Origin of the sequence: Myxococcus stipitatus DSM 14675, assembly GCF_000331735.1 — a bacterium.
In the GTDB taxonomy this organism is placed as follows: Bacteria; Myxococcota; Myxococcia; order Myxococcales; family Myxococcaceae; genus Myxococcus; species Myxococcus stipitatus.
This window is the reverse complement of sequence record NC_020126.1, coordinates 10,201,776-10,217,088: the sequence shown is the minus strand read 5'-3', so window position 1 is coordinate 10,217,088 and position 15,313 is coordinate 10,201,776. Positions and strand designations below refer to the sequence as shown.

General features: G+C 68.9%; 13 protein-coding genes. 11 read left to right on the top strand and 2 right to left on the bottom strand.

The genetic code is table 11. From position 1 onward, the window contains the following. The first annotated feature begins 18 nt into the window (after positions 1-18). A complete protein-coding gene (locus MYSTI_RS39800) occupies positions 19-1,056 on the top strand; it encodes an AAA family ATPase (protein ID WP_015353546.1) in 1,038 nt (345 codons plus the stop codon). Next, a complete protein-coding gene (locus tag MYSTI_RS39795) occupies positions 1,053-1,676 on the top strand; it encodes a DUF3226 domain-containing protein (protein ID WP_015353545.1) in 624 nt (207 codons plus the stop codon). Before MYSTI_RS39800 ends, MYSTI_RS39795 begins: the two co-directional genes overlap by 4 nt. Before the next feature lies 1 nt (position 1,677). Here MYSTI_RS39795 and MYSTI_RS39790 read toward each other — a convergent pair whose 3' ends face one another. Continuing rightward, positions 1,678-3,258 carry an LVIVD repeat-containing protein gene (locus MYSTI_RS39790; RefSeq protein ID WP_015353544.1) on the bottom strand — a complete coding sequence of 527 codons (1,581 nt, stop codon included), beginning with the start codon at positions 3,256-3,258 and terminating at the stop codon, positions 1,678-1,680. A 308-nt stretch (positions 3,259-3,566) separates the two neighbouring features. On the opposite strand from MYSTI_RS39790, the gene MYSTI_RS39785 reads away from it, so the two are divergent. From MYSTI_RS39785 to MYSTI_RS39775, 3 genes are all read left to right on the top strand, one after another. Next, positions 3,567-4,499: an NAD(P)/FAD-dependent oxidoreductase gene (locus MYSTI_RS39785; RefSeq protein ID WP_015353543.1), complete on the top strand. Its 933-nt coding sequence runs from the start codon at positions 3,567-3,569 to the stop codon at positions 4,497-4,499. 45 nt (positions 4,500-4,544) lie between these two features. After that, positions 4,545-5,426 (top strand): AraC family transcriptional regulator, encoded by an 882-nt coding sequence (locus MYSTI_RS39780; protein ID WP_015353542.1) that lies wholly within the window; start codon positions 4,545-4,547, stop codon positions 5,424-5,426. Positions 5,427-5,592: 166 nt separating this feature from the next. Next, on the top strand, positions 5,593-5,832 hold the full coding sequence (locus MYSTI_RS39775) for a hypothetical protein (RefSeq protein WP_144370239.1): 240 nt from the start codon (positions 5,593-5,595) through the stop codon (positions 5,830-5,832). A 78-nt stretch (positions 5,833-5,910) separates the two neighbouring features. Here MYSTI_RS39775 and MYSTI_RS39770 read toward each other — a convergent pair whose 3' ends face one another. After that, positions 5,911-6,816, bottom strand: coding sequence for a LysR family transcriptional regulator (locus MYSTI_RS39770; RefSeq protein WP_015353541.1), 906 nt, complete (start codon positions 6,814-6,816; stop codon positions 5,911-5,913). A 76-nt stretch (positions 6,817-6,892) separates the two neighbouring features. On the opposite strand from MYSTI_RS39770, the gene MYSTI_RS39765 reads away from it, so the two are divergent. The 6 genes from MYSTI_RS39765 to MYSTI_RS39740 all read left to right on the top strand — a co-directional run bounded on the left by MYSTI_RS39765 (position 6,893) and on the right by MYSTI_RS39740 (position 15,310). Further along, entirely contained in the window at positions 6,893-9,145 is a 2,253-nt protein-coding gene (locus MYSTI_RS39765; protein WP_015353540.1) for a S9 family peptidase, read from the top strand. Between the two features lie 29 nt (positions 9,146-9,174). Continuing rightward, positions 9,175-9,936 (top strand): hypothetical protein, encoded by a 762-nt coding sequence (locus MYSTI_RS44075; RefSeq protein ID WP_169558699.1) that lies wholly within the window; start codon positions 9,175-9,177, stop codon positions 9,934-9,936. Positions 9,937-10,160: 224 nt separating this feature from the next. Continuing rightward, positions 10,161-11,546 (top strand): S28 family serine protease, encoded by a 1,386-nt coding sequence (locus MYSTI_RS39755; protein ID WP_015353538.1) that lies wholly within the window; start codon positions 10,161-10,163, stop codon positions 11,544-11,546. Between the two features lie 48 nt (positions 11,547-11,594). Beyond that, a complete protein-coding gene (locus MYSTI_RS39750; RefSeq protein WP_015353537.1) occupies positions 11,595-12,704 on the top strand; it encodes an AAA family ATPase in 1,110 nt (369 codons plus the stop codon). Further along, positions 12,701-13,594, top strand: a complete 894-nt coding sequence (gene truB / locus MYSTI_RS39745; RefSeq protein ID WP_015353536.1) for a tRNA pseudouridine(55) synthase TruB — start codon at positions 12,701-12,703, stop codon at positions 13,592-13,594. Before MYSTI_RS39750 ends, truB begins: the two co-directional genes overlap by 4 nt. Before the next feature lie 237 nt (positions 13,595-13,831). Beyond that, positions 13,832-15,310 (top strand): hypothetical protein, encoded by a 1,479-nt coding sequence (locus tag MYSTI_RS39740; RefSeq protein WP_015353535.1) that lies wholly within the window; start codon positions 13,832-13,834, stop codon positions 15,308-15,310. Positions 15,311-15,313: the final 3 nt, after the last annotated feature.

Below are 15,313 nucleotides of genomic sequence, written 5' to 3'. Positions count from 1 at the left end.
TCTGCTAAGAGTCCAGCCATGTTGACGTCCGCGACCGTTGAGAACTTCCGAGGCATCGAACGGCTCCATGTGGAGGGGCTGGGCCGTGTGAACCTCATCATCGGTAGGAACGACAGTGGCAAGACGGCGCTGATGGAGGCGCTGGAGATGCTCCGGTTGCCAGAGGATGCAGGGATGGTGCTGATGTCGCTGCAGTTGCTCCGCCATCCGGATGCCAATGTGGAGGACTTCGACGATTTCTGGCTCCCTGTCTTCAGGAAGATGGACGCGGCACGAGGCTTTCATGCCGAGGGAGCCAACGAGCGGGGCGAACAGGTCGAGCTGTCGATGAGTAAGGTGTCGGCGCGCCCACAGGCTATTCCATCAGGAATAGACAGTCTCATCGGGGCCAAGAAGTCGTGGGCGCTGAAATGGAATTTTACTCGAGGAACTCGCGGGGAACACTCCATTGCCTTCGATGGAACGAAGCTCGAGGTTCCACGCCTCATTTCCGCAAGCGGATCAGGCTGGATGGGGCCGAGCCCAAGAATCGGCGCTGCGGATGTTCAAGCATTGTCGAGGATGAAACAGCAAGGGCGTGGCGGCACCGTTGTCGACCTCTTGCGTCTCATCAATGCGCGTGTTTCGGGGATTGAGCTGCTGGCCCCCACGGGAGAGCGCGCCGCGGTATTTGTGGACCTCGAGCATGATGGGCTTCTCCCACTGAGCATGATGGGCGAAGGGGCGAAGCGAATCTTTGAACTCGCGGTGTCGCTGGCTTCGCCAGAGCGCTCCGTGGTCTGCATCGACGAAGTCGAGAATGGGATCCACCACAGCTCGATGGAGTCCATCTGGGGCTGGATTGCGGAGGCATCTCGTTTTCGAGATGCACAAATCTTCGCGACGACGCATTCTGAAGAATGTGTCCAGGCTGCATGCCGCGCCTTCGCCGCACGTGGCGATGAGGGGCTCCGTGTCATTCGCTTGGACAAGCAAAAGCGAGAGACGAAAGCTGTAGTCTACGACCGGAACCTGGTCGAAGCCGCGTCGCGGATGGGCGTGGAGATTCGTGGATGAGTCGCACCCCGAATCCACAATTCCCAACGAAGCCGTTTGGCTTGTTGCTCGTCGAAGGGGGCGACGAACTCCGGCTCTGTGAGGCCGTCGCGGGCCCGACCACCTGGGCCGGCTTGGTGGCCTGGAAGGCGCAAGGGCGCGAAGACCTGCCCAGCCTCGCCAGGCTCGCCACCATGGCCCCGAGCTTCAGTCATGCGCGCAGCGTGGGCGTCCTGTTCGACATGGAAGATGACACGAGCAAGGCGCAGTCCCTTGCTCAGCAAGTCCTACAGATTCTGGGAGCGGCTCCAGGAACGCCTACCGTTCACGGTGCGTTGGCGGGGCAACCGCGCAAGCTGGGAGTGTTCATCGCGCCAGACGGCCAGCAGATCGGCAGCATCGAGAAGCTCTGCATGCAGGCGGTCCGGAGTCCGCAACTGGCCCAGTGTGTGAACACGTTCGTGGCCTGTTCGGGCGCGCCTCAACCCACCCAGGCGCTCAGGGACAAAGGGTGGCTCAGCGCCTACCTCTCGATGCTCCCGTCCCCGCTCCGGTTCTACCAGGCACTGACAGAGCCACAGGGCATCGACCCGGCCCATCCTGTTTTCGATCCGCTCAGGGCCTTCCTCCAGAGCCTCTGACTCACGGCGGCGGTGGTTCCGTCAGCACGATGAGCCCGCGGGCCGTGTCCACGATGTAGACATGGCCATCCCCGGGCACCTGGAGGCCGGTGGCGCCCTCCTCCAGTGTGTCCCCGCGTCCCGCGTCCGTCTCGCGGAAGCTGTTGAAGTACGCCACCTCGCGCGGCAGCGTGGGGTTGCTCACGTCGAGCACGCGCAGCCCCTCCTGGTGGTACGTCAGGTACAGCCGTGAGCCGCGCAGCTCCATCGCGCGCGGTGACACGACAGCGCGCAGGCCGTACTCCCCAATCTTCACGATGTGCAGGGGCTCGCTGACATCCAGCACGCGCAGCCGAGCCCCCACGCCCAGGCTGCTCTCGAACGCGACGGTGCGCCCCGCGAAGGTGCCCACCGCGCTCGCGCGGCTGTTGGCGTGCGGATACGTGTAGCGCCCCAGCACCCGGACCCCGGGTTCCGTGCGCGTGTCGACGACCTGCAACCCCTCTCCCCGATGATTCACATACAGGCGCCCCTCGTAGCTCACGGGCCCCTGCGAGGAAGAGGGCTCGTCCATCAAACGAGCACCGGAGACAATGTGTTGGAGGAGCTTGGGCTCCGCGGGCGTGGAGATGTCGAACATCATCGTGCCGGCCTTGGCGTCCAGACCCACCGCGTAGAGCCGGTCCCCGTCCACGCTCACCATTCCCACGCCCGCGGACTTGTCCAACGCCCGGCGCAGGAACACGGGCGCCTCCGGCCGCGAGATGTCGAACAGCACCACGCCCGACTTCGCGCTCGCGACATAGAGCACGCCGTTCCGCGACGTCGCCCCGCGCCAGTCGGAGTCCCCCGTGAGCTTCATCCGCGCCACCTGCACGGGCGCGGAGGGCTCGTGGACATCGAACACCGTGAGTCCCCCCGGGCCCTGCCCCGCGCTGTCCTGCGAGACGACATAGGCCCAGTCGCCGAGGACCTGGAGGTCCACGGGCATGCCCAGCTCCACCGGGCTCTCGGAGACCACCTGCATCCCGCCGGAGATTTCGTGCTCGCCCTTGAAGCGGGCCACGCGCTCGGCGCGGAACGTCCCGGACTCCACCAGCACGCCCTGCCGACAGCGCGAGAAGCACCCCGTCAGCGAGCGCGGAGTCACCGCGTTGCAGCCCGCGAAGGTGAAGAAGCCCTCGTCCTGCGAGTAGCTGGAGATGAGGAGCATCCGCGCGTCCCACACGCCCGCGATGGCCTGCGTCCCCTGGACCTGCTCCGGAATGCCCCGGGTGTTCAGCTTGAAGCCTCCGCCGCGGGTCGCCATGCGCACGCCCTGCGTCCCTCGGGCATCGAAGCGCAGCTCGCTGCGGTACACGCCCTGCCGCTCCAGCCCCTCCAGCGAGCGGAGCTTGCACGCGGACAAGTCGAAGGAGTCGCCGCTCCCACACTCCGCGCCGCTCTCGAGCACCCGGCAGGCGGACAAGGGGCCGGTGTCCGTCCAGTCGCCCCACTCCTCGAGCGCGGTGTAGCTCCCATCCCAGGGAGCCGCGGCTGGAGAGGAGCAGCCCGCCGCCACGCAGGCGAGCAGGACTGTCCATGCGAGATGCGCGCATCGCATCGCATACCTCCCGGGTTGGGAGCCCAGCCGGCCCGTGAGCTTCCGGCCGGGAGTGTAGGAACCCTCCTGTCCATTCGTGAAGCCGCCCCCCGTGGCTGGGTGGACAGTTCCCGCCTGGGGAGGTGTGGGCAGTGTCCGCTCCAGGTGAGGAGCGGGCCCTCGCTGTTCAACAGTGGGCGGGAGGTGGCCCGCAGTGCCGGAGCCCTCGGCTGCCTGGAGGCGAAGAGAGGCCGGCATCCGCCGATGCGCCGATTCCGCCTGAAGGGGCGCTCTCCCGGGCGCGAGCCCAACCCCTTAGTTCTTCTGGCATGAGCGATTTTCTCGAGAAGGACGTGGTGATTGTCGGGGGAGGTCCCGCGGGCTTGAGCGCCGCGCTGGTGCTGGGGCGTGGGCGCAAGCGCGTGCTGCTCTGTGACGCGGGCACTCCGCGCAACGCGAGGGCGGAGCACATGCAGGGCTTCGTCACCCGGGATGGCCTGCCGCCCTCGGAGTTCCGCGCCATCGGCCGCGAGCAGCTCCGCCCCTACGACGTCGACCTGCGCGACGTGCGCGTCGCGAGCATCCAGCGTGCGGGCGCGCGCTTCCACGTGACGCTGGCGGACGGCGTGAAGGTGGAGGCCCGCCGCGTGCTCCTCGCCACCGGCCTGGTGGATGAGATTCCCGACGTGCCGGGCTACCGCGAGCTCTGGGGCCATGCGGTCTTCCAGTGTCCCTACTGCCACGGGTGGGAGGTCCGCGACCGCGCCTGGGGTGTGCTCGCCAACGCGGACGCGAGCCTCTACGTCGACTTCGCCCTCTTCCTGAAGGGCTGGTCCTCGAACATCACGCTCTACACCCAGGGCGGCTTCCAGCTCTCGGCCGAGCAGCGCGAGCGGCTGGTCCGCGCGGAGGTGCGCATCGTGGAGGGCCGCGTCCGACGGCTGGTGCTCTCGGCGGATGCGAAGGCGCTGGAGGCCGTGGAGCTGGAGGATGGGGCTCGGGTGGCGCAGGACGTCCTGGTGGTGCACCCGGCGCAGCGGCAGGTGTCGCTGGTGAAGGACTTGGGGCTCGCGTTGGACGAGCTGGGCTTCGTGAAGGTGGACGCCTCCCTGGAGACCTCCCTCCCGGGCGTCTTCGCGGCGGGAGACCTCACCACCCGGTTGCAGGGCGCGCTGGTGTCCGCGGCCGCGGGAGCCCAGGCCGCCTATCGGATGAACCACCTGCTCAACATGGAGGCGGTGGGAGCGGGCCCCGCGAAGTGACGCGAGGTTGAGCCCGACTCCCCCGCCCGCTACGAAGGGCCCACCATGTCGCCAGCCTCACCGCCCGCTCACACCCACTGGGACTCCGCGCTGCGGCGCGACTTCGAGGAGAAGCGACGGCTCACGTGGATAGGCCCGCTGTCTCAGGGCTCGCTGCGAGTCCCTCGTCACGCCGTCGTACACTCCTACGCCGCGGTGGTGCTGGTGTTGAAGGGTGAGTCCCATGTCCGGCACGCGGGAGAGCTGGTGCTGCGCGCGGGAGACGTGCACCTCATCCCACCTGGGGATGCGCATGGGCGGGAGCACTCGGATGCCCAGGCGCTGGGGCTGGGCTTCTACCTGGAGGCGCTGTCGGACGACCCGGAGGAGCGCGAGGCGCGGCTGCGACCCCTGCTGCGTGTCCGAGGGGGCTGTCATCCCGTGCTGCGTCCCACGCTCGCTCAGCGCCGGCGCCTGCTGCGCTGGATGCGGCTGATGGAGGAGGAGCAGGCACGGAGCGAGCGGGGCAGCGATGAGGCGAGCCTGGCCCTGCTCCGGCTGGTGCTCATCGAGCTGGAGCGGATGAGCTCTCCGGAGGCCGCGGTGGAGCCCGCCTCGGTGGGGCTGAGCCGCCGCGCGCTGTCGTACATCGAGACCCACTGCCTGGAGCCGCTGTCGCTCGCGAAGGTGGCGCGGGAGCTGGGCCGCTCCGCGCCGCATGTCGCGCAGGTGGTGCGACAGGAGACGGGGCGCTCGGTGGGGGAGTGGATTCTCGAGTGCCGGATGGCCGAGGCCCGCAGCCGTCTGCGCCACACCGACGAGCGTGTCGACATCGTCGCGGAGCGGGTGGGGTACGCGGATGTGACGCACTTCATCCGTCTCTTCCGCCGCGTCCATGGTGTGACACCCGCCGCATGGAGGCGACGGATGGAGGCAGGGGTGCGCTGAACGCGTGTTCTGTATTTTCTCGGGCGTTTCAATTGACAGGAAACTGTCAACTCGCTAGTTGACCGCGCATGCCGACACCCATGAGGGATGCATCGGGAGCGTGCCATTTCGCGGCCGCTCCCCGAGTCGCAGGGTCATGCCCACACGTCAGCACGCAGGAGGGCTCGTGCTCGCGACACGAGCGGAGCCACTGATGGCGCTCCGAGCCAGTCGACGCAAGCGAAGCACGGAGGCGGGTCCGGCCTGGAAGGGGCCTCGGGTGGTGAAGCTCCCGTTGGAGACCGGAGGCTTGCCTCCGCTGCTGTGCCCCTTCTGGTTCAGCCTGGGCGCGGCACAGGAGGCCGCCAACGACACGCAGCCGCTCGAGCCGTCGCGTCCTCGCCGGAGCCGCCGCGTCGAGCGATGAAGTCTCGCGCGCCAGGGAGGTGAGGCTGGCGCGCCCGTGCGCGGGACGGGTGGGCGGTGAAGCCGCTCACCGGAGGTGTCATTCGGACGTGTTCTTGCCGGAGCGGGAGACGGCTTCGTGTGCGAGGGCGCGGAAGTGCTGCACGGCGGGAGAGGGCTGGGGGCCCAGGAAGGCCACCGCCAGCTCCGCGTGAGCCGGGGCACCGCTGAGCGGACGGAACACGACGCCCTTGGGCCGCAGCGCCTGGGAGGACGCGGGGGCGATGGTGATGCCCAGCCCCGCCTCCACCATGCCCACGACGGAGGGCCAGGAGCTGGCTTCCTGTCGGATGTGGGGCGAGAAGCCCGCGGCCAGACACATGCTCGTCACGGTGTCGTGCAGGCCGGGCGCGGAGTGGCGAGGAAAGAGGACGAAGGGCTCGTGGGCGAGCGAGGACAGCGCCACGACCTTCTGCCGCGCCCGAGGGTGCCGGGCGGGGAGGGCGAGGACGAAGCGCTCTCGCAGCAGCCGCTCGACGATGAGGCCCTCGGGGCGGAAGGGCGCGCGGACGATGGCCACGTCCAGGGCGCCCGTGGCGAGCGCGGCGCGCACGTCGAGCGACTCGCTGTCATCCAGCTCCAGCTTCACGTCGGGGAAGCGGGTGCGGAAGCGGAGCACGATGTCGGGCAGCACGCCGAAGGCCGAGGACGCGGCGAAGCCCACGCGCAACGTGCCCGCCTGTCCGCTCGCGGCCCGCTGGACGGCGTGGACCACGTCCGCGCGCCGGGAGAGCAGCGAGCGGGCATCCTCCAGCAGCTGCGTCCCCGCGGCGGTGAGGGCCACGCGGCGGCTGGTGCGGGTGAGCAGCTGGACACCCAGCTCGGCCTCCAGCCCTCGAATCCGCTGGCTGAAGGGCGGCTGGGCCATGCCCACGCGCGCGGCGGCGCGTCCGAAGTGCAGCTCCTCCGCCACGGCGACGAAGAGCTCGAGCTGACGGAATTCCATATCGAGACGATAGCCGTCTCAATCCGGGCCCGAAGATATATTGGTGGTGAAGGATGGCGCTCCCTACCATCGAGGCATGAGACTTCCACTCGTGTCCCTGGGGGTGCTGCTCGTGTCGCTGTCGAGCGCGCGAGCCCAGGAGCTGGATGCCCCGGCGCTTGCCTCCACCTTCGGCCCGGTGCCGGACGCGAAGGTCCAGGCGAAGTTGGACTTCGCGGACCGGTTCAGCCGGTGGGTGACGTTGATGCGGGACAGCCGCGTCGTGCCGAAGTGGCTGCGCGACGGAGACCGCCTGGTCTTCTGGGCTCGCGAGGGCGACGACGGCGGCACCTGGACGCTGGCGCACGCGAAGACGGGCGCGCTCCAGCCGTTGGTCTCCAGTGAGTCCCTCCGGGAGCAACTGTCCACGCTGTTGGGCAAGCCCGTCACGGCGCCGCGCTTCGTGGAGGTGGCCATCGCGCCGGATGAGCAGGGCATCGTGTTCCGGCTGGAGGGGAAGACCTTCGCGCTGGGCCTGACAGGAGGCCGAGTCACCCTGCTCGCCCCGGAGGACCGCGCCGCGCTGACGCTGTCCCGCACGCACTTCCTCGCGCCGCGAGGAGGCGCCGTGGCGGTGCAGCGTCAGGGCGGCTTCGCGGTGCTGGGCGCGGAGGGGGCCCCGGTGGTGGAGCGCGCGGGAGAGGAGTTCCTCGAGTGGCGGATTCCGGAGCGGGCGTGGTCGCCGGACGGGCGCTTCGTCGCGGTGTGGAGGGAGGACGCGAGAGGGGTCCACAAGATTCCCGTGGTGGACTACTCCAGCGCGCTGGAGAAGGTGACGACGGTGCCCTACGCGAAGACGGGGACACCGCTGCCGCGCGCGGAGCTCCACCTGGTCGAGGTGGCGACGGGCAAGGTGACGCGCGTGGCGCCCGTCGAGGGAGAGACCTACGACTGGCTCGCGGGCTGGAATCCCGAGGGGACCCAGGTCCTGTGCCTGCACCTCTCTCGCGACGCGAAGCGGCTGGACCTCACGGCGGTGGACCCGGTGTCGGGGCAGCGCAAGCGCGTGCTGCGCGAGGAGCGGCCGGAGAGCTTCGTCGCGGGGTTGGACTTCGCGACGGACCGCTGGGCGAAGCAGGTGACGGCGCTGCCGGAGGGCCGAGGCTACCTGTGGTTGTCGGAGCGGGACGGCTGGCGCCACGTGTATCTGTATGACGGCGCGGGGAAGCTCGTGAAGCAGCTCACGCGCGGCGCCTTCCCCGTGCACGAGGTGCTGGGCGTGTCACCGCGAGGAGACGCGTTCTACGTGACGGCCTCCGCCGAGCGAGGCGCGCCCTACGAGCACGTCTTCTATCGGGGCACGATGAAGGGCGGCGTCTTGAAGCGGCTCTCCTCGGGCTCGGGGATGCACTACGTCGTGATGTCGCCCTCGCGGGAGCACTACCTGGATTCATGGTCCACGCGCACCATGCCCCGGGTGCGGGAGCTGGCGAGCGTGGAGGGCGACAAGCGCGTGCGGCTCACCACCGCGGATGCGAGCGCGGTGGAGGCGCTGGGCTACGTCCCTCCCGAGGGCTTCACGGTGAAGGCCGCGGACGGGGTCACGCCCTTGTACGGCGTGCTCTACAAGCCTCGCGACTTCGACCCCACGAAGCGCTACCCCGTGCTCGCGTACATCTACGCGGGGCCCTTCATGAACATCGTCCCGTGGAGCTACGCGGGGGATGCGATGCCGCAGATTGCCTCCGGCTTCTCGCAACTGGGTTTCATCGTGATGATGCTGGACCCGCGTGGGGGACCGGGGCGGAGCAAGGCGTTCCAGGACGCGCACTATGGCCGCGTGGGGCAGACGGAGATTCCCGACTACGTCACGGGGATGAAGCAGGTGGCCGCCACGCGTCCGTGGATGGACCTGGAGCGGGTGGGCATCCATGGCCACTCGTGGGGGGGCTACTTCGCGCTGCGAGGCATGCTGACGGCGCCGGACTTCTTCAAGGCGGGCTATGCGGGAGCGCCGGGCGCGCTGGAGGAGGAGGCCATCATCAACGAGCCCTACCTCAACCTGCCGGGTGTGAATCCCCAGGGCTACGCGGACGGCTCCAACTTCGCGCTCGCGGGGAACTTGAAGGGTCCGCTGAAGATGATGCACGGCACGGGGGACGTGAATGCCTCGCTCTCGGTGACGATGCGCATGGCGGACGCGCTCATCCGAGCGGGCAAGCACTTCGAATTGCTCCTCATGCCCGGGCAGCCGCACACACCCATGGGTGGGGCTTATCGCTACTACCATGACGACCTGGGCCTGTTCTTCCTGCGGACCCTGGGGGCGCCGCGCGGAGGGCCTCCGTGAGGGGGCACGACTGCGGGTAGACTCCGGACGTGGCCAGCTCAGCTCGTGTCCGGTGTCTGCATTGTGGTGCCCCCTTCCTCAAGCTCGCGGAGCAGGAGCCTGTCTGCGCTCACTGTGGCGCGGCGAGACCGCCCCCGGGCTCGCCTCAGTGGCGGCGGCCGACCACCGCGCCGGTGCGGCCTCCGCCGTCGAAGAACGGGGCCGTGGTGGCGTTCGCTGTCGCGGGAGTCGTCGTCGCTGGAGGTCTGGCGGGAGGTATCGCGATGCTCGCGCTGCGCCCGGAGCCCGCCCCGCCGCCGCGACGGCCGGCCCAGGCGGCGACGCTGGTGCCCGTTCCCATCCCGGTGCCGGTGCCCGTGCCCGCGAGGCCCGTGCCCGTCGAGCCGCCCCCCGCGGTGGTCGAGAAGCCCGTGCCGCCGCGTCCCAAGCCCCTGCCCAGGAACAACGAGGACTGGGGGGCGGTCATGCTCGCGAAGCACCTGAAGAAATACGACTACTGTGGCAACGAGGCCATCCTCCGCGACGGAGGCATTCCGCGCAGGTACCAGCTTCGCGCGCGATTCGATGCGAGTGGCCAGGGCGTGAAGGCGAAGGTGACGCCCGCGTCGGTGGCGATGTTGAACCCCTGCATGGAGAACGCGACCAAGTACATCTACTTGGGCCAGCCTCCGGAGAAGCGTGAGTTCGCCGTGGAGCTCACGCTGTCCTTCGCGCACCTGAAGCCGAAGGGGAAGCCGGAGACGCAAGACGACCAGTGGGGCCTCCGCCCCGATGGCAGCAGGCGCGACTGACGTGCCGCACCGCACGGCGTGGGTGGGGTGACCCGCGTCCACGCCGTGACCTCGGAGGGCCTTCCGCTTCGGCCTCTCCGTGCCAGTCTCTCTCGAGAACCGGGTGAGCTCCCCGCGCGTGTGCGCCAGGGGTCTGCTCACCGTGTCTCCGAAACGTCGCATGGGGGGTGGCGCCGTGCGTGCCGCGGGCCCCGAGGGCGATGTTCACGAGGGAGGAGTCAGACATGTTGGCAGGACACGGACAGCTGCGCGGGGTGGCGGGGATGCTGGCGGTGGTGATGCTGGCGGCGTGTGGTGACTCGACGGTGGGAGGGCGGGAGCAGGCGCCCTCGGGGGAGACTCAATCCCAGACGCGGGCCGTCGTCGACGACATCCGCACGCGCTTGGAGGCACTCCCGGGGGTCACGATTCTGGGGGATGAGCACATCGCCGACTTCCGCTTCTTCACGCTCGACTTCGAGCAGCCCGCGGACCATCGCAATCCCCAGGGGGAGAAGTTCCTCCAGCGGATGACGTTGTTCCACCGCTCGGTGACGGCGCCGATGGTCATCGACACGGAGGGCGCGGAGATCTTCGCGGAGCCCATCGCCGCCGAGCCGGTGGACCTGTTGAAGGGCAACCAGGTGACGGTGGAGCACCGCTTCTACGGGACGTCGGTGCCGGCCTCGCGGGACTGGAGGTTGTTGGATGTCTGGCAGTCCGCGGCGGATGCGCACCGCGTGGTGGAGGTCTTCAAGACGATCTACGGCGCGCGCTGGCTGTCGACGGGCGTGTTCCGTGGCGGCACGGCGGCCATCCTGCATCGCTACTTCTTCCCGAACGACGTGCAGGGCACGCTGGCGTATGCGGAGCGCCACAGCCTGGGGTTGCGGGATGGGCGTGCCGCGCACTTCCTGGCGCACGTGGGGGATGCGACGTGCCGTGAGCGGCTGAAGGCGGTGCAGCGCGCGGCCCTGGAGCGGCGCGCGGAGCTGACGCCGTTGTTGGAGGCGCAGGTGTCCTGGGGCTTCACGTTCGAGACGGTGCCCGCGGACAAGGCGCTGGAGTTCGGAGTGGTGCGCTTGCCGTTCAACTTCTGGCAGTACATGGGGCTGGCGCCCTACAGCTGCGCGAGCATCCCGGAGCCCACGGCGCCGGCGCAGACGCTGTTCGACTTCGTGGACATGGTGGCGGGCCCCGCGTACCTCTTCTCGGACCAGGCGTTGCTGACGTCGGGTGAGCCGGAGAGCTACCAGACCGCGACGGAGCTGGGCGCGCCGCTGTATCCCGAGCTGGAGCTGCTGCCGCTGTTGCGTTACCCGGGGCAGCAGGTGCCCACGCTGTTGCCGCCGGTGGGCGTGACGAAGGTCTACAACCCGTTGCCCATGCTGAAGGTGGAGCTGTGGACGCGGCTGCACGCGAAGCAGGTGCTCATCCTCGACGGTGCGTTGAGTCCGTGGAGTGCATCGGCGTTCGGGGTGGATGCGCGCAACGACTCGTACCGGTTGGTGGACCCGGAGGGCATCGGCTTCTACGGGGCGCTGACGGCGCTGGAGGAGCCTCGGCGCACGTTCTTCTTCAACCGCCTGGCCGAGTGGGCGGGTGCCCCGGTGCACATCCCGTCCCCCTGAGTCCCAGTCTCAGGTGGACCCGAGGGCACGGCGCGCTAGGGTGCGCCCGTGCCCATCCAACGTTTGCGAATCGCGGGATATCGCTCGGTGCGCCAGCTCTCGTTGGAGCTGGGGCCGATGAACGTCATCGTCGGCGCCAACGGCAGTGGCAAGACGAACCTGTACCGCGCGCTGTTCCTGTTGGCCGCCGCGGCGGAGGGGAGGCTCGCGAGGACGTTGGCGGAGGAGGGAGGGACGCCGAGCGTGATGTGGGCGGGGCCGCGCCAGAAGCACAAGCCCGTCCGCCTGATGGTGGAGGTGGAGATGGCGGAGCTGGTGTACGAGCTGTCCTGCGGCATCGTCCCGTTCGACCCGACGCCCCCGGTGGTGGACCCTTTCTGCCTGGACCCCGAGGTGAAGACGGAGCACCTGTGGGCCATCTCCGGCGGGCGGAAGGTGGTGCTGATGGAGCGCAAGGACCGCACGGCCTTCATGCGCGACGTCGAGGGGAAGCGGGTGACGTTTCCCACGGAGCTGTGGAGTGCCGAGTCGGTGCTGGACCAGCTCGGTGAGCCGCACCGGTTCCCGCGTCTGTCGGAGGTGCAGCGGACGTTCAGCGCGTGGCGCTTCTACCATCACTTCCGCACGGACCCGGACGCACCCATGCGACATCCTCGCGTCGGGGTGAGGACGCCGGTGCTCGCGCATGACGGCGCGGACCTGGCCGCGGCGCTACAGACCATCCTCCAGATAGGGGACGGCCGGGCGTTGGCCCGGGGCATCGAGGACGCGTTCCCTGGAGCGAAGCTCGAGGTGCGCTCCGAGGAAGGGCGCTTCAGCGTGCTCCTCCACATGCCTGGGCTGAGCCGGCCCATGGCCGCTGCGGAGCTGTCGGATGGAACCCTTCGTTACCTGTGTCTGCTGGCGGCGCTGCTGAGCCCGCGTCCTCCCGAGTTCCTCGCGCTCAACGAGCCGGAGACCAGCCTCCACCCCGACCTGATGGCGCCCCTGGGGAAGCTCATCCAGAACGCGGCGCGATTCAGCCAGGTCTGGGTGACGACCCACTCGGAGGCTCTGGCGAGAGGGATTGCCCAGGCGACGCGTTGCGAGCCGATGTATCTGGTGAAGCAGGACGGCGCCACGCGAGTCGAGGGCAGCGCGGAAGAGGAGCCTGAATGACCCCCGGCCTCTACCGTGTGCACAAGCCCGTGGGCCCCACGAGCTTCTCGGTGGTGCAGTCCTTCCTCGAGGAGACACGTGCGGTCCCGGGCAAGCGCGTGCCGGTGTGCCACGGCGGGACGCTGGACCCGTTCGCGGAAGGGCTGCTGCTGATACTCGTGGGACAGGCCACGCGGCTGTTCGAACTGCTGCACGCCGTGCCCAAGACTTACGAGGCCGACGTCGTCTGGGGCACGGAGATGGACACGGGAGACCTGCACGGCAAGCCTGTGTTCCAAGGGGACCCGTCGCGCCTGACGCCCGAGTCCCTCGACGCCGCGCTCCAATCCTTCCTCGGCTGGAGCGAGCAAGTCCCTCCCTCCACGAGCGCGAAGAAGGTGGGCGGCGAGCCCGCCTATCGCAAGGTGCACCGAGGCGAGACAGTGGAGCTGCCTCCCTCGCGTGTCTATCTGCACTCCGCGCGGTGGCTGTCTCATGCGCTCCCCGGCACGAGCCGTCTCTCGATGACCTGCCGAGGCGGCTACTACGTCCGCGCGCTCGCGAGAGACCTGGGCCAGAAGCTGGGCTGTGGCGCGCACCTGTCCTCGCTGCATCGCACGGAGATTGGCCCGTGGAAGGACCCGGAGCCCGGGACACGCGTGGGCGCCTTCGCGCGAGAGCTGCTGCCCTGGGCGCGAGTCCGTCCGCTCACGGACCAGGAAGTGGGCGAGCTGCGCCGAGACAGGTCCGTGGCCATGAGCGGCACGCTGCCCCCGGACTGGCGCCTGCCGCCGGGCTTCCCGGACCCCCAGGCCCCCGTGCGTGGCTTCCATCAAGGCCGCCTCACGTTCCTGCTGAGCGAGCGTGACGGCGCGCTGTGGAGCGACACGGAGCTGCGCGGCGGCCTGTAACGCGAGCGAGCCTGGGCCGTCAGAACCAGGGACCGGTGACTCCCGTCACCACCCGGACGCCGCTTTCCCTGATGACAGGAGTCATCGGTGATGACTGTTGTCACCACCCCCAGAGGGGGCGTGGTGGCGTGCAACCCATTGAAAACAGGCCGGAGGTGAAGGTGAGCCCGCGCACGAAATGTGTGGCACGGCGCGAGCAATAGGGTCGCTCACCACGAATTGCTTGGGAGAAACCAAATGGCCATCACCTCCGCCTCCTCCTCCACGACGTCCCGCCTGGCTCGCAGCACCGAGGCGAAGCTGGACAAGCTCGAAGGCAAGCTGGAGCGCGTGCTCGTGAAGGAGCACCAGGTGCTGAAGGACCTGCGCAAGGTGCTCCAGCAGCACGCCAAGGCGGAGGGTCGCGCGGGGCAGCAGCAGGATGGGTTCGACGCGGGCAAGAAGGGCGCGGGCGAGGCGAGCCGCGCCATCGCCGGCGAGTGGACCCCGCTGGACGTGGGCGCGCTGCGTGAGACGAACAAGCTGGACAAGTCCAAGGGCCCCGTCACGGCGGACGAGCTGACGAAGGCCATCGAGCGCGGCACGGCGGACCTGGACGGCAACGCGGCGGGTGGTGAGTACCGCGCCTTCTCCGAGTGGGCGACGAAGAACCAGGACCGCCTCACGCCCGAGGCCAAGAAGGTGATGGACCTCTACTCCCAGGCCGCCGCGAAGGGGGATGGCAAGGGCATCACGCTGGGCGACTGGAAGCAGATGGTGAAGGACATGAAGGCCGTGAAGGACCCGGCCACCGTGGACAAGGGCGCGGCGAAGGCGCTCGAGGGCCTGGACAAGCTGCCCAAGCCCATCTCCGGCGAGCAGATGGCCAAGGCCATCCAGAGCGGCGTGCGCGACGCGGACAACAACACCGGCAAGGAGCTGAAGCAGTTCCAGGACTGGGCCAAGAAGAACGACAGCAAGCTGTCGCCCGAGGCCAAGAAGGTGATGAGCCTGTTCGAGCAGCACGCGAAGAAGGCCATGGCCACTGGCGACAAGGACCTGAGCGCCTCCGAGCTGTCCAAGATGCAGGGGGACTTCAAGAAGGTGGGCGACATCAGCGCGAACAAGGCGCTGTCGAAGCTGGACAAGGAGCAGGGCCCCATCTCCGGCGAGGACCTGCTGGGCGCCATCAAGGAGGGCGTCGGTGACAAGGACAACAACACCACCGGCACGGAGCTGAAGGCGTTCCAGGACTGGGCCAAGAAGAACAAGGACCGGATGACGCCCGAGGCCGAGAAGGTCCTCCAGACCTACGAGAAGGCCGCCAAGGCCGCGGGCTCCAAGGGGCTGGACCAGAAGGGCTTCGACGCGATGGTGAAGGACGCGTCCCAGCACAAGACCTTCCGTGACGACTCCGTGCGCACCGCGCTGGAGACGCTGGACGGCAAGAGCGGCAAGGTCTCCGCCAAGGACCTGACGACGGCCATCAAGAAGGGCACGTCGGACCTGGATGGCCAGGCGGCGGGCGTGGAGTTCGCGGACATCCAGAAGTGGGCGCGGCAGAACTACGACCGGCTCACCCCGGAGGCCAAGAAGGTGCTGGACGTCTACGAGAAGTACGCGACGGAGGCCATGTCCAAGGGCAGCACCGGCATCCCGACGTCCGAGCTCGAGAAGATGGTGAAGGAGATGGAGAAGCTCGACGTGGTGAAGCCGCGCCCCGTCATCGTCGCCTGAGCC

Bases quoted from the DNA above. Each gene is read 5' to 3' on its own strand.
- MYSTI_RS39780 (WP_015353542.1), top strand. From the start codon at position 4,545: ATGTCGCCAGCCTCACCGCCCGCTCACACCCACTGGGACTCCGCGCTG.
- truB (WP_015353536.1), top strand. From the start codon at position 12,701: ATGACCCCCGGCCTCTACCGTGTGCACAAGCCCGTGGGCCCCACGAGC.
- MYSTI_RS39770 (WP_015353541.1), bottom strand. From the start codon at position 6,816: ATGGAATTCCGTCAGCTCGAGCTCTTCGTCGCCGTGGCGGAGGAGCTG.
- MYSTI_RS39790 (WP_015353544.1), bottom strand. From the start codon at position 3,258: ATGCGATGCGCGCATCTCGCATGGACAGTCCTGCTCGCCTGCGTGGCG.
- MYSTI_RS39785 (WP_015353543.1), top strand. From the start codon at position 3,567: ATGAGCGATTTTCTCGAGAAGGACGTGGTGATTGTCGGGGGAGGTCCC.
- MYSTI_RS39755 (WP_015353538.1), top strand. From the start codon at position 10,161: ATGTTGGCAGGACACGGACAGCTGCGCGGGGTGGCGGGGATGCTGGCG.
- MYSTI_RS39800 (WP_015353546.1), top strand. From the start codon at position 19: ATGTTGACGTCCGCGACCGTTGAGAACTTCCGAGGCATCGAACGGCTC.
- MYSTI_RS39765 (WP_015353540.1), top strand. From the start codon at position 6,893: ATGAGACTTCCACTCGTGTCCCTGGGGGTGCTGCTCGTGTCGCTGTCG.
- MYSTI_RS39740 (WP_015353535.1), top strand. From the start codon at position 13,832: ATGGCCATCACCTCCGCCTCCTCCTCCACGACGTCCCGCCTGGCTCGC.
- MYSTI_RS39795 (WP_015353545.1), top strand. From the start codon at position 1,053: ATGAGTCGCACCCCGAATCCACAATTCCCAACGAAGCCGTTTGGCTTG.